This is a genomic window from Pseudomonas sp. MBLB4136, from assembly GCF_051904765.1.
In the GTDB taxonomy this organism is placed as follows: Bacteria; Pseudomonadota; Gammaproteobacteria; order Pseudomonadales; family Pseudomonadaceae; genus Aquipseudomonas.
This window is the reverse complement of record NZ_CP196713.1, coordinates 83,063-96,242: the sequence shown is the minus strand read 5'-3', so window position 1 is coordinate 96,242 and position 13,180 is coordinate 83,063. Positions and strand designations below refer to the sequence as shown.

Sequence of the window (13,180 nt, the reverse complement as noted above, 5' to 3'; positions counted from 1 at the left end):
CCGCTGCAGTCGAGGCACTCCACCGCCTCGACTGGCGCACCGAAACCGCATTGGTGCATGGTTAATAAGGCATAAGCAGAAACCTTGCCAGTTCATTGAAATACGCCTTTTTTCAGGCAGTTAACCCCTGCGTGTGGCTTTCGCCCTGGGTTTGCCGCACGGCAAACGCACAATATCGGTGCATGCCCCCGGCGCCGGACGCGCGATAATCGTGCGCGGCGCTGACCTAACCGGTGGCCGGCGCCCAGCTGCGGGGCGCGTGCTACACTGCCGCCGTTTGTCACTGGAACCCCCGTCATGCTGCCACCCAAAGCCCTGCTCGACGCCCTCGGCGCCCATGCCTCGCGCCTGTTCAACGGCGACACGCCGCTGCCGCGCAGCGAATTCGAAGCCCAGTTCAAGGCGCTGCTGCAGAGCGGCTTCAGCAAGCTCGGCCTGGTCAGCCGGGAAGAGTTCGACAGCCAGATGACCGTGCTGGCGCGTACCCGCGCCCGCCTGGAGGCGCTGGAGGCCAAGGTGGCCGAACTCGAAGCCCGCCTCGCCAGCGAGCCGCAACCGCCCGCCGAGTAACGCGCTCCCGCGAGGCAGACGATCAAGGAGTGATCGATGTCCCTGGCCATAGTCCATAGCCGCGCCCAAGTCGGCGTCGAGGCGCCCGCGGTCACCGTCGAGGCCCACCTGGCCAACGGCCTGCCGTCCCTGGCGCTGGTCGGCCTGCCCGAGACGGCGGTGAAGGAGAGCAAGGATCGCGTGCGCAGCGCCATCCTCAACTCGGCCTTCGACTTCCCGCCCCGGCGCATCACCCTGAACCTGGCCCCCGCCGACCTGCCGAAGGACGGCGGGCGCTTCGACCTGGCCATCGCCCTGGGGATTCTCGCCGCCAGCGGCCAGCTGCCCGGCGCCGCGCTGGAGTCGCTCGAGTGCCTCGGCGAGCTGGCCCTGTCCGGCGCTGTGCGCCCGGTGCAGGGGGTGTTGCCCGCCGCCCTGGCGGCCCGCGCCGCCGGCCGCACCCTGGTGGTGCCCAGGGCCAATGCCGAGGAAGCCAGCCTGGCCTCGGGACTGACGGTGATCGCCGTCGAGCACCTGCTGGAGCTGGCCGCCCACCTCAGCGGCCAGACGCCCCTCGAGCCCTTCCAGTCCCGTGGCCTGCTGCGCCAGACCCGCCCCTATCCGGATCTGGCCGAGGTGCAGGGCCAGGCCGCCGCCAAGCGCGCCCTGCTGGTGGCCGCCGCCGGATCGCACAACCTGCTGTTCAGCGGCCCGCCCGGCACCGGCAAGACCCTGCTGGCCAGCCGCCTGCCCGGCCTGCTGCCGCCGCTGGACGAGCAGGAGGCCCTGGAAGTGGCGGCGATACACTCGGTGGCCAGCCACGCGCCGCTGGACGCCTGGCCGCAACGACCGTTCCGCACGCCCCACCACAGCGCCTCCGGGCCGGCCCTGGTCGGCGGCGGCAGCCGCCCGCAACCCGGCGAGATCACCCTGGCGCATCAGGGTGTGCTGTTTCTCGACGAACTGCCCGAGTTCGACCGCAAGGTCCTCGAGGTGCTGCGCGAGCCCCTGGAAAGCGGGCAGATCGTCATCGCCCGGGCCCGCGACAAGGTGCGTTTCCCGGCGCGCTTCCAGCTGGTGGCGGCGATGAACCCCTGCCCCTGCGGCTACCTCGGCGACCCCAGCGGCCGCTGTCGCTGCACCCCGGAGCAGGTCGCCCGCTACCGCGGCAAGCTCTCCGGCCCGCTGCTCGACCGCATCGACCTGCACCTGACCGTAGCCCGCGAAACCACGTCCCTGCAGGCGCCGGCCAGCGACGGTATCGACACCGCCAGCGCCGCCGCCCGAGTCGCCGCGGCGCGGCAACGACAGTTGGCGCGCCAGGGCCTGGCCAACGCCTTCCTCGACCTGGCAGGGCTGCGCCAGCACTGCGCCTTGGCGACCGAGGACCAGCGCTGGCTGGAGGGCGCCTGCGAGCGCCTCGGCCTGTCCCTGCGCGCCGCCCACCGGGTGCTCAAGGTGGCGCGCACCCTGGCCGACCTGGAGCAGGCCGAGCACATCGCCCGCAGCCACCTGGCCGAGGCCCTGCAGTATCGCGGCGAGCCGCAGCGCTGAGGCTCGCCGGCGCGCAGCCGGCCGTCAGACGCGCCGCTCGACCGCCGGCAAGTGCATTGCCGCCACCTCGGCCAGGAGAAAGTCACGCAGCAGACGGAAACGCTCCTGGCCACGCCGGGCCTTGGGCCAGACCAGGTAGTAGCTGCTGCCACTGGGCACGGCGCAGGGCCAGGGCAGCGCCAGGCGCCCCTGCTCGACGTCCTCGGCGACCATCACCAGGTCGCCGATCGACACGCCATAGCCACGCGCCGCGGCGACCATGCCCAGCTCCAGGGTGTCGAACACCTGGCCGCCCTTGAGCGGCACCTGCTCGCTCAGGCCCATGGCCTGCAGCCACTGGCGCCAGTCACGGCGGTCAGGGGTCGGGTGCAGGAGCTCCGCTTCTTGTAGCCGCGCCAGGTCCCACTCCCCCGCACCCGCCGCAGCCGGGGCACACACGGGGATCAGCCACTCGCTAAACAACAGCGTGCTGTCCCACTCATCGTCGAAACCGCCACTGCCGAGCAGCACCGCACAGTCGAAGGGCTCACGGTGGAAGTCCACTCGGTCCACGTCCATCCAGGCGCTGGTCAGTTGCACCTCGATGTCGCTGTGCTGCAGGCGCAAACGCGACAAGCGCGCCAGCAGCCAGCGCATGGTCAGGGTCGAGGGCGCCTTCAGGCGCAGGATGGCGTCGTCCACCCGCAACGTGGTGCAGGCCCGCTCCAGGGCATCGAAGCCGTCGCGTAGCCCCGGCAGCAGCAGGCGCGCCGACTCGGTCAGCCGCAGGCTGCGCCCGCGCCGCTCGAACAGGCGGCAGGCGAAGTGCTCCTCCAGGGTGCGGATATGCCGGCTGACCGCACTCTGGGTGATGGCCAGCTCCTCGGCGGCGCGGGTGAAGGAGCTATGTCGAGCCGCGGCCTCGAAGGCGCGCAGGGCATAGAGCGGCGGCAGGCGCCGGGTCATCGTCCGCAACCATGAGTATTAGTCATCCAAGGCATCGCATTTATCCCTTTGTGCCGACCTCATCCAGCCCAGCAAAATAGCTGCTACTCGTCCCATGCCGGGAATACCCGGCAAGCCTAACACTGAGCCAGACTCATGATGAAGCAAGCCCTTCGCAGCGAACTCCTGGCCATCCTGCGCCTGGCCGGCCCGCTGATCGCCGCCCAGCTGGCCCATGTGCTGATGGTCTTCACCGATACGGTGATGATGGGCCTGCTCGGCCCCGGGGCCCTGGCCGGCGGCGGCCTGGGCGCGGCCAGTTATTCCTTCGTGTCGATCTTCTGCGTCGGCGTGATCGGCGCGGTTGGCAACCTGGTGGCCATCCGGCATGGCGCCGATGACAGGGCCGGGGTCATCCACCTGACCCAGAATGGCCTGTGGCTGGGTTGGGCCTTGGCCCTGGGCGCCGGCCTGCTGCTGTGGAATCTGGGACCGCTGCTGCTGTATTTCGGCCAGGCGCCGCAGAGCGTGGCCGGCGCCACGCAGTTCCTGTCCACCCTGGTATTCGCCCTGCCCGGCTACCTGAGCTTCATGGCCCTGCGCGGCTTCACCAGCGCCATCGGCAACCCCGGCCCGGTGATGGCCATCAGCATCGGCGGCGCCCTGGCCAACTTCGTCCTCAACTACGCGCTGATCGAGGGCTGGTTCGGCCTGCCGGCCTTGGGCCTGGCCGGCATCGGCCTGGTCACCGCCCTGGTGATGAACGCCATGGCGCTGCTGCTGGCCTGGCAACTGCTGCGCGGGCCGGGCGCGGCCGCCTACCCGCTGTTGCGCGGCCTGCTGCGCCCGCAGTGGGCCGAGCTGCAGGAGCTGCTGCGCCTGGGCCTGCCGATCGGCGGCACCTACGCGGTGGAGTCCGGGCTGTTCGCCTTCGCCGCCCTGTGCATGGGCGCGCTCGGCAGCGATCAGCTGGCCGCACACCAGATCGCCATCCAGTCGGTGTACGTGGCCTTCATGGTGCCGGTGGGCATCTCCTACGCCATCACCTTCCGCATCGGCCAGCATTACGGCGGCGGGCGCCTGCGCCAGGCACGCCTGGCCGGACGCCTGGGCATCGGCCTCGGCGCGCTGTGCATGTTCGCCTTCGCCGCGCTGTTCTGGCTGGCGCCGCATTGGGTGGTCGGGCTGTTTCTCGACCCGCACGACCCGGCCTACCGCGAAGTCGTCGCCCTGGCGATCGGGCTGCTGGCCATCGCCGCCTGGTTCGAGCTGTTCGACGGCATCCAGACCATCGCCATGGGCGCCATTCGCGGCCTCAAGGATGCCAAGACCACCCTGCTGGTCGGCCTGGCCTGCTACTGGGCGGTCGGGGCGCCCCTGGCCTGGACCCTGGCCTTCCCGCTGGGCTGGGGCGCCGCGGGGGTGTGGTGGGGCCTGGCCGGCGGCCTGGCCTGCGCGGCGCTCGGCCTGAGCCTGGGCTTCGAGTGGAAGACCGCGCGCCTGCTGCGGCCGGTGCCAGCGCGGGCGCTGCCCGTCTAGCGGATGCCTAGGCGATCGGCATGCCGAGCAAGGCCTGGCGCTGGTCGAATACCAGGAAACGCGCCAGCTCGCTGAGCGGCAGCGGCTTGCTGATCAGGTAGCCCTGCACCTGGTCGCAGCCGAACTGGCGCAGCAGTTCGAGCAGCTCGGGAGTTTCCACCCCCTCGGCGACCACCTGCAGCTCGAGGTTGTGCGCCAGGTTGATCATCGCCCGCACCAGCTGGCGATTCTCCGGGCGCACGGCCATGCCGGCGACGAAGCTCTTGTCGATCTTCAGCAGGGTGATCGGCAGGCTGTTGAGGTGGACGAAGGAGGAGAAGCCGGTGCCGAAGTCGTCCAGGGAGAAGCGCACGCCGAGCCGGCCCAGGGCCAGCATGGTCTGCTGCACCCGATCGCTGCGCCGCATCACCGCGGTTTCCGTCAGCTCGAACTCCAGCCACTCGGCGTCCACCCCGCGCGACTCGATCAGCCGGGCCAGGGTGGCCAGCAACTGGCCGTCCTGGAACTGACGGAACGACAGGTTGACCGCCATGTGCAGGGGCGGCAGGCCGCGTCCGCGCAACCATTGCATGTCGCGCAGGGCGCGGGCGATCACCCAGTAGCCGAGCGGCACGATCAGGCCACTCTCCTCGGCCAGCGGTACGAATTCGCTCGGCGCCAGCAGGCCGCGTTCGCCGTGGCGCCAGCGCACCAGCGCCTCCAGGCCGACGATGCGGCCACTCTTCAGGCACAGCCGTGGCTGGTAGTGCAGCTCCAGCTCGTCGCGGCGCAGGGCCCGGCGCAGTTCGCTTTCCTGCTCGGACTGGCTGCGCGCCGCGCGATGCAGGCGTTCGTCGAACACATGGAAGGTGCAGCCCTGCTGACTCTTGGCCTGCTGCATGGCGATATGCGCGTGCCACATCAGCGCATCGGCGCTGCCTCCGGCGCGGGCCTGGGCCAGGCCCAGGCTGCTGCCCAGCAGCAGACTCTCGCCATCGACCCAGTAGGGCTCGCCCAGGGCCTCGCCAATACGCGCGGCCAGGCGCTCGACGTAGCCGGCGCCACGGCGAGCGTCGAGCAGCAGGGCGAATTCGTCGCTGCCCAGGCGGGCCAGCTGGTCGCCGGGCTGCAGCTGCGCCCGCAGGCGCGCCACCACCTGCAGGATCAGGCGATCGCCGGCCTGATAGCCGAGGGCATCGTTGACGCTGCGAAAGTTGTCCAGGTCCAGATGGCCCAGCACCAGTCCGGCGCCCCCGCTCTCGGCCAGGCGGGCCGCCAGCAGGTTATGGAAGCCCTGGCGGTTGGCCACCCCGGTCAGGGCGTCCTGCTCGGTCAGACGCCGCAGGCTGGCCTGCAAACCGCTGCGCTCGCAGGCATAGCGCAGGCAGCGGCGCAAGGCGTCGGTGCCGAAGGTCTCGGCCACCAGCCAGTCGCTGACCCCGGCCGGCGCCTGGCCGGCCTCGGGCTCCCGCTCCAGCAGCAGCACGATTGGCAGATCGCAGCCCCCCGCCGTCGGCAGGTGCTCGGGCGTGCACAGCAGCAGCGCCTGGCCGGAGCCCTCGAACAATCCGCGGGCCGCCGCCCAGGTCGGCGCGGTGATCAGTCCCTGCTCGGCGCCCAGGGCGATCAGCTGCGCGCGCAGCCTGGCGGTCCAGGGCGCCGAATCGGTCAACAGGAGCAAACGCAGGGGTTGGGCTGACGCGGCCACACGACTTCCTTGGCTGGATGGGGGAACTGACGGCGCCGGCGGTCGGCGCTGTCCCACCCGCACCTCCTGGTGACGGGCCCGGCCAGTGATGCCGGAGAGCGCGACAAATTACCGAACTACGCTGATGGCGGCCAGCGACAGGACCGCAAGCTGTGAGCGAGATCATGCCCGGCGGGCAGATCGGCGGCCGGAACCGAACAGCGTGGCCGGTTCGGCTCAGCCCAGGGAGAGGCTGAGCAACGGCTCCTCGCGCCGTGGCTGGCGCAGGAGAAACTGCTGCAGCTCGGCCAGCGGCAGGGCCTTGCTGATCAGGTAGCCCTGGCCCTGATCACAGCCGAACTGCTGCAGCAGCGCCAGTTCCGCCTCGCTCTCCACCCCCTCGGCGACCACTTCCAGACCGAGGTTGCGCGCCAAGCTGATCATCGCATTGACCAGCCGCGACTGGTCCGGGCGCACCGCCATGCCCGAGACGAAGCTCTTGTCCAGTTTCAGCAGGGAGATCGGTAGGCTGGCCAGGTGCACGAAGGAGGAGAAACCGGTGCCGAAATCGTCCAGGGAGAAGCGCACGCCCAGGTCGCCGAGGGTGCTCATGGTGTCCAGCACGTAGTCGCTGCGGCGCATCATGGCGGTCTCCGTCAGCTCGAACTCCAGCCAGCGCCCATCGACCCCGCAGCTCTCGATCAGGCGCTTGACCGTGGGCAGCAGCTGGCTGTCCTGGAACTGGCTGAACGACAGGTTGATCGCCAGGTGCAGGAGCATGCCGCGCTCGGCCAGCCAGCGCAGGTCGCGCAGGGCGCGGTCCACCACCCAGTAGCCCAGCGGCACGATCAACCCGCTCTGCTCGGCCAGCGGAATGAAGTCCAGCGGGTAGAGCAGGCCGCGGCCGGGGTGGCGCCAGCGAATCAACGCCTCGACACCGACTATCGCACCGCTGACCAGGTCCTGGCGCGGCTGGTAATGCAGCTCCAGCTCGTCGCGGCGCAGGGCCCGGCGCAGCTCGGCCTCGACATCGGCGAGGCTACGTACCTGGCTGGAGATGCGCTCGTCGTACAGGTGGTAGGTACAGCCTTCCTTGTGCTTGGCCTGCTGCATGGCCATATGGGCGTGCCACAGCAGCGGGTCGGCGTCCTCCCCGGCACGGCCATAGGCCAGCCCCAGGCTGCAGCCCAGGGTCAGGCTCTCGCCCTGGACCCAGTAAGGCTCGGCCAGGGCCTGCATCAGCGCCTGGGCCGTGGGTTCGACCCTGGCACTGGACTGACTGACGTCCAGCAGCAGGGCGAACTCGTCGCTGCCCAGGCGAGCCAGGCAGTCGTGGGGGGCGAGCACGTCGCGGATGCGCTGCGCCACCTGCTGGATCAGCTGATCCCCGCCGCGGTGCCCCAGGCTGTCGTTGGCATGCTTGAAATTGTCCAGGTCCAGATAGCCCAGCAGCAGTCCGCGCCCGCGGTTGTGCTGCAGACGCTTGTGCAGCAGGTTCTGAAAGCCCTGGCGGTTGACCACCCCGGTGAGCGGGTCGCGGTCGGCCAGGGTTTGCAAGGCCTGGCGTTGTCGGCTGTAATCCAGGCAGCGGCGCAACACCTCGGCGCTCAGGCTGTCGCGCGCCAGCCAGTCCTGGGCGCCGAGCAAGGGGCCCTGGGGCGGGCGCTCGAGCAACAGGATGGGCAATTGCGGGCACTGCTCGGCGCTGGGCTGGCACTGCAGGGTGCTGAAGACGAAGTCGGGGGGGCAATGGGCGTAGCGCTGCAGGGCCTCCTGCCAGCTGCTGGCGACCAGCAACCAAGCGGGCTCGTCCTGCTCCGCCAGCATGGCGTCAAGCAGGCTTACCCAATGGTTTTCTGTCGTCAAAACCAGCAGTCGGCAGAAATCGCTTTGGCAGGACACGACACCTCCGCAGCTCACAACCTAAGAACTTACTTTAACTTATAGCTGCACTAACCTAATTAAGCATCAAAATTTATACGCGAGATTCCTCAGGCGACCAACCGCCAGGGTCGCCGCCTGCGCCGCAGCATGCATTGCTGATAGAATTTGCGACCTTTTTACCAGACCCCAGACCGCCCATGTCCCGACTGAACCCTCGGCAGCAGGAAGCCGTGAACTACGTCGGCGGCCCTCTTTTGGTGCTCGCCGGCGCCGGCTCCGGCAAGACCAGCGTGATCACGCGCAAGATCGCCCATCTGGTGCAGAACTGCGGCATCCGCGCCCAGCACATCGTCGCCATGACCTTCACCAACAAGGCCGCCCGCGAGATGAAGGAGCGGGTCGGCAGCCTGCTCAAGGGCGCCGAGGCACGCGGCCTGACGGTGTCGACCTTCCACAACCTGGGGATGAACATCATCCGCAAGGAATACGCGCGCCTCGGCTACAAGCCGGGCTTCTCGATCTTCGACGAAGGCGACATCAAGGCGCTGCTGTCGGACATCATGCAGAAGGAATATGCCGGCGACGACGGCATCGATGAGGTGAAGAACTACATCGGCAGCTGGAAGAACGACCTGATCCTGCCCGAGCAGGCCCTGGCCGAGGCGCGCAACCCCAAGGAGCAGACCGCGGCCATCGTCTACCTGCACTACCAGCGCACCCTCAGGGCCTACAACGCGGTGGACTTCGACGACCTGATCCTGATGCCGGTGAAGCTGTTCCAGGAGCACGCCGACATCCTGGAGAAATGGCAGAACCGCATCCGCTACCTGCTGGTCGACGAATACCAGGACACCAACGCCAGCCAGTACCTGCTGGTGAAACTGCTGGTGGGCACGCGCAACCAGTTCACCGTGGTCGGCGACGACGACCAGTCGATCTACGCCTGGCGCGGCGCCCGGCCGGAAAACCTGATGCTGCTGAAGGAGGACTACCCGTCGCTGAAGGTGGTGATGCTGGAGCAGAACTACCGCTCCACCAGCCGCATCCTCAAGTGCGCCAACGTGCTGATCGCCAACAACCCCCACGCTTTCGAGAAGCAGCTGTGGAGCGAGATGGGCATGGGCGACGAGATTCGCGTGATCCGCTGCCGCAACGAGGACGCCGAGTGCGAGCGGGTGGCCCTGGAGATCCTCACCGAGCACCTGCGTACCCAGCGCCCCTACAGCGACTACGCCATTCTCTACCGCGGCAACTACCAGGCCAAGCTGATGGAGCTGAAGCTGCAGCACCACCAGATCCCCTATCGCCTGAGCGGCGGCACCAGCTTCTTCGCCCGCCAGGAGGTGAAGGACCTGATGAGCTACTTCCGCCTGCTGGTCAACCCGGACGACGACAACGCCTTCCTGCGGGTGATCAACGTGCCGCGCCGCGAGATCGGCTCCACCACCCTGGAAAAGCTCGGCAACTACGCCACCGAGCGCAAGATCAGCATGTATGCCGCCGCCGGCGAGATCGGCCTGCAGGAAGTGCTGGATAGCCGCTTTACCGAGCGCCTGGCGCGCTTCACCCGCTGGATGGACGGGGTGCGCCAGCAGTGCGCGCAGAATGACCCGATCGCCGCGATCCGCAGCATGGTGATGGACATCGACTACGAGAACTGGCTGCGGCAGAACGCCTCCAGCGACAAGGTCGCCGACGCGCGCATGGGCAACGTCTGGTTCCTCGTCGACGCGCTGAAGAACACCCTGGAGCGCGACGAAGACGGCGACATGACCATCGAGGACGCCATCGGCAAGCTGGTGCTGCGCGACATGCTCGAGCGCCAGCAGGAGGAAGAGGAAGGCGCCGAAGGCGTGCAGATGATGACCCTGCACGCTTCCAAGGGCCTGGAATATCCCTCGGTGTACATCCTCGGCGTGGAAGAGGACATCCTGCCCCATCGCTCCAGCATCGAGGCCGACACCGTCGAGGAAGAGCGGCGCCTGGCCTACGTCGGCATCACCCGGGCCAAGCGCAACCTGACCATGACCTTTGCCGCCAAGCGCAAGCAGTACGGCGAGATCATCGAGTGCTCGCCGAGTCGCTTTCTCGACGAGCTGCCGCCCGAGGACCTGGTCTGGGAAGGCCAGGAAGACGCCCCGGCCGAGGTCAAGGCCGCCACCGGCAACTCGGCCCTGGCCAATATGCGCGCCCTGCTGAAAAAGGCCTAAAGCAGCGCTACATGCAAAGACTCCGGCGCAGACCGGGCATCAGACGAAGAACCAAGAGGGAATCCGCGTGGAAGCACTGAAGCAGAAGATTCGCGAAGAAGGCAGCGTACTCTCCGAGCAGGTGCTCAAGGTCGACGCCTTCCTCAACCACCAGATCGACCCGCGGCTGATGCAGCAGATCGGCCATGAATTCGCCCGGCGCTTCGCCGGCCAGGGCATCAGCAAGATCGTCACCATCGAGGCCTCCGGCATCGCCCCGGCGGTGATGGCCGGCCTGGAACTGGGCGTGCCGGTGATCTTCGCCCGCAAGTACCAGTCGCTGACGCTCAAGGACGACCTGCTGACCTCCAAGGTGTTCTCCTTCACCAAGCAGACCGAGAGCACCATCGCCATCTCCGCCAAGCACCTCAATGCCGACGACCATGTGCTGCTGATCGACGACTTCCTGGCCAACGGCCACGCCGCCCGGGCGCTGATCGACCTGATCGGCCAGGCCGGCGCGAGCATCGCGGGGGTCGGCGTGGTGATCGAGAAGTCCTTCCAGAGCGGCCGCACCGACCTCGATGCCCGCGGCTACCGGGTCGAGTCCCTGGCCCGTATCAGCTCCCTGGCCGGCGGCACCGTCAGCTTTCTGGAATAGTCGCGTGCAGGCCGGCCAGCACTAAGCGCTGGTACAGTTCCTCGCGCCAGCCGTCCGGCTGCGCCAGGCCCATGCGCGCCAGGTGACGGGCGAAGTCGGCCGGCGGCGGCGCCTCCAGGGCGGCCTTGCCCAGCTCCAGCGCCTCGCTGAGCTTGAACTTGCCCTTCAGCCAGTTCAGCACCCGCAGCAGGTCGCGCTCCTCGCGGCCGAAGTCGCTGCCCAGCGGGTACTCGTCGAACAGCCGCGGATGGCGCGCCTGCACGGCCTGCAGGCGCTCCGGGCGGTTGTCGCGCAAGTGCGGGGCGAGGCGGAAGTCGCGCGGCAGCTTGCCGGCCTGCTGCGCCTGCTCGATCAGCTCGGGCTGGAAGCGCGAATCGCTGATGCCCAGCAGCGCCTCGATCACTTCGGCGTCGGTCTTGCCGCGCAGGTCGGCGATGCCGTACTCGGTCACCACCAGGTCGCGCAGGTGACGGGGGATGGTGACATGGCCGTAGCGCCATACAATGTTGGAGCTCAGCCGCCCGCCCGACTCGCGCCAACTGCGCAGCAGCAGGATCGAGCGCGCACCTTCCAGCGCCTGGGCCTGGGCGACGAAGTCGTACTGCCCGCCGACGCCACTGAGCACTCGCCCATCCTCCAGCTGGTCGGCCACCCCGGCACCCAGCAGGGTCATGCAGAACGCGCTGTTGACGAAGCGCGCATCGCGGCGCTGCAGGCGCTTGAGCGCCTCCTCGCCATACAGCTGGTTGACGTAGCCGATGCCGGTCATGGCGATCTGCCCGAGGCGCTCGGGCGCCAGCCCGCGCAGGCGCCCATAGAAATCGGCGGGGCCGAGGAAGAAACCGCCGTGCAGCAGGACGCCGCCGCGCGCCGAGCCCAGGTGGGGCTGCAGCGCGGACTGGGTATAGGGGTCCTGCAGGTCGCTCGACAGCTCGCATCCATCGGCCAGGCGCAGGCGCTCGTCGCGCACCTGCAGGGTTGCGCCCAGCAGGCCGTTGCCCTGCAGCCAGGCCAGGCCGGCGGCATCCAGGCGGGCCGGCAAGCCGGCGTCGAGCAGCGCCTGCACGCTGTGCGGCCGCCCTTCCCCATCCAGCGCACCGGCGCTGGCCAGCTGCTGCAGGCGCAGCTCGGGGTAGACCCGCCGGCGCAGCACACCGGCCTCGAGCAGCGCCAGCAGGCCATTGACGAACATCTCGCTGCAGCCGTACAGGCCCTCGGCGAAGGGCTCTCGGCCGCCCACCGCGTCGACCTGCGCGGCCCAGGCGTCGCCCTGCAAGGCCTCGAGTCCGGCCCGGTAGGCCGCGTTGTCCACATGCCGGGCCAGCAGCGCCGCGGTCAACCCGTCGCCCATGGCACCGATGCCGATCTGCAGGGTGCCGCCGTCGCGCACCAGGCTGCTGGCATGCAGGCCGATGCACTGGTCCTGCAGGCTCACCGGCAGGCTCGGGGTGGAGAACAGGGTGCTGCGCTCCGGCTCCTGCAACAGCAGGTCGAAGCACTCGCGGGGGACCTCCGCCGGCCCCGGCATATAGGGCAGGCCCTCATGCACCTGGGCCAGGCAGAGGATGGTTTCGCCGGCCGCGCGACGCCGCTCCAGCAAGGGCAGCAGGTCGAGGGTGATGTCGGGGTTGCAGCTCAGGCTGAAGCAGCCCGGACGCTGCGGGTCACGGGCGACCAGCTGGGCGATCAGGTTGATGCCCTTGGCATCGAGGTCGCGGGTGACCTGGCTGTAGTTGCAGCTGTTGTAGTCCTGCTGCGCCGCCGCGCTGTCCAGCAGGCTGCCGGGCTGCAGGAAGAACTGCTCGATGCGCACATTGGCCGGCAGCCGGTCGGCATGCAGGTCGGCGAGAAAATCCAGCTCCGGATAGTCGCCGTAGACGCGCTCGACGAAGGGCTCGAGAAAGCGCCGCTGCAGCTCCTGGGTGGCGCGCGGGCGGCCCAGGCACAGCGCCGTGTAGATGGTCAGCTGGCGCTCCGGCAGCTGCCTGATCCGCGCATACAGGGCGTTGACCCAGCGGTTCGGCTTGCCCAGGCCCAGGGGCAGGCCCAGATGGATCGGCCCGTCGATCGCACTGAGCACGCGATCGACGGCCTGCTCGATGGAACACACCTCTGGCATCTGGCGACTCCTGACGGCATCCCTGGCATGTCAGGTTGGACTGCAAATCCCGGGCTTTTGCTGCACCGCGACCGACACAATGCAAAAAGCCGCCC

The 13,180-nt window shown here is 68.9% G+C and carries 9 protein-coding genes; 5 read left to right on the top strand and 4 right to left on the bottom strand.

Annotated features, from left to right (window positions below):
* Positions 1-297: 297 nt before the first annotated feature.
* Together ACSX1D_RS00440 and ACSX1D_RS00435 are read left to right on the top strand one after the other, a co-directional pair.
* Positions 298-570, top strand: a complete 273-nt coding sequence (locus ACSX1D_RS00440; protein WP_439860506.1) for an accessory factor UbiK family protein — start codon at positions 298-300, stop codon at positions 568-570.
* 36 nt (positions 571-606) lie between these two features.
* The gene (locus ACSX1D_RS00435; RefSeq protein ID WP_439860505.1) at positions 607-2,103 is read left to right on the top strand and encodes a YifB family Mg chelatase-like AAA ATPase; all 1,497 of its coding nucleotides are present in this window, start codon (positions 607-609) and stop codon (positions 2,101-2,103) included.
* 24 nt (positions 2,104-2,127) lie between these two features.
* Here ACSX1D_RS00435 and ACSX1D_RS00430 read toward each other — a convergent pair whose 3' ends face one another.
* On the bottom strand, positions 2,128-3,048 hold the full coding sequence (locus tag ACSX1D_RS00430) for a LysR substrate-binding domain-containing protein (protein ID WP_439860504.1): 921 nt from the start codon (positions 3,046-3,048) through the stop codon (positions 2,128-2,130).
* Between the two features lie 138 nt (positions 3,049-3,186).
* Between ACSX1D_RS00430 and ACSX1D_RS00425 the strand changes: the two genes are divergently transcribed.
* A complete protein-coding gene (locus ACSX1D_RS00425) occupies positions 3,187-4,566 on the top strand; it encodes a NorM family multidrug efflux MATE transporter (protein WP_439862382.1) in 1,380 nt (459 codons plus the stop codon).
* 7 nt (positions 4,567-4,573) lie between these two features.
* Here the strand turns inward: ACSX1D_RS00425 and ACSX1D_RS00420 are convergent, their stop codons facing one another.
* Positions 4,574-6,253, bottom strand: a complete 1,680-nt coding sequence (locus tag ACSX1D_RS00420) for a putative bifunctional diguanylate cyclase/phosphodiesterase (RefSeq protein WP_439860503.1) — start codon at positions 6,251-6,253, stop codon at positions 4,574-4,576.
* A gap of 216 nt (positions 6,254-6,469) precedes the next feature.
* Positions 6,470-8,134 carry a putative bifunctional diguanylate cyclase/phosphodiesterase gene (locus ACSX1D_RS00415; protein ID WP_439860502.1) on the bottom strand — a complete coding sequence of 555 codons (1,665 nt, stop codon included), beginning with the start codon at positions 8,132-8,134 and terminating at the stop codon, positions 6,470-6,472.
* Between the two features lie 179 nt (positions 8,135-8,313).
* Between ACSX1D_RS00415 and rep the strand changes: the two genes are divergently transcribed.
* Complete coding sequence (rep, locus tag ACSX1D_RS00410; protein ID WP_439860501.1) at positions 8,314-10,326, top strand: DNA helicase Rep; 2,013 nt, start codon at positions 8,314-8,316, stop codon at positions 10,324-10,326.
* A 67-nt stretch (positions 10,327-10,393) separates the two neighbouring features.
* Positions 10,394-10,966: a xanthine phosphoribosyltransferase gene (locus tag ACSX1D_RS00405; protein WP_439860500.1), complete on the top strand. Its 573-nt coding sequence runs from the start codon at positions 10,394-10,396 to the stop codon at positions 10,964-10,966.
* Here the strand turns inward: ACSX1D_RS00405 and ACSX1D_RS00400 are convergent.
* Positions 10,950-13,085, bottom strand: coding sequence for an acetyl-CoA hydrolase/transferase C-terminal domain-containing protein (locus ACSX1D_RS00400; RefSeq protein WP_439860499.1), 2,136 nt, complete (start codon positions 13,083-13,085; stop codon positions 10,950-10,952). The two genes, ACSX1D_RS00405 and ACSX1D_RS00400, sit on opposite strands and share 17 nt — an antisense overlap.
* Positions 13,086-13,180 lie beyond the last annotated feature (95 nt).

Bases quoted from the DNA above. Each gene is read 5' to 3' on its own strand.
- ACSX1D_RS00435 (WP_439860505.1), top strand. From the start codon at position 607: ATGTCCCTGGCCATAGTCCATAGCCGCGCCCAAGTCGGCGTCGAGGCG.
- ACSX1D_RS00430 (WP_439860504.1), bottom strand. From the start codon at position 3,048: ATGACCCGGCGCCTGCCGCCGCTCTATGCCCTGCGCGCCTTCGAGGCC.
- ACSX1D_RS00400 (WP_439860499.1), bottom strand. From the start codon at position 13,085: ATGCCAGAGGTGTGTTCCATCGAGCAGGCCGTCGATCGCGTGCTCAGT.
- rep (WP_439860501.1), top strand. From the start codon at position 8,314: ATGTCCCGACTGAACCCTCGGCAGCAGGAAGCCGTGAACTACGTCGGC.
- ACSX1D_RS00425 (WP_439862382.1), top strand. From the start codon at position 3,187: ATGAAGCAAGCCCTTCGCAGCGAACTCCTGGCCATCCTGCGCCTGGCC.
- ACSX1D_RS00440 (WP_439860506.1), top strand. From the start codon at position 298: ATGCTGCCACCCAAAGCCCTGCTCGACGCCCTCGGCGCCCATGCCTCG.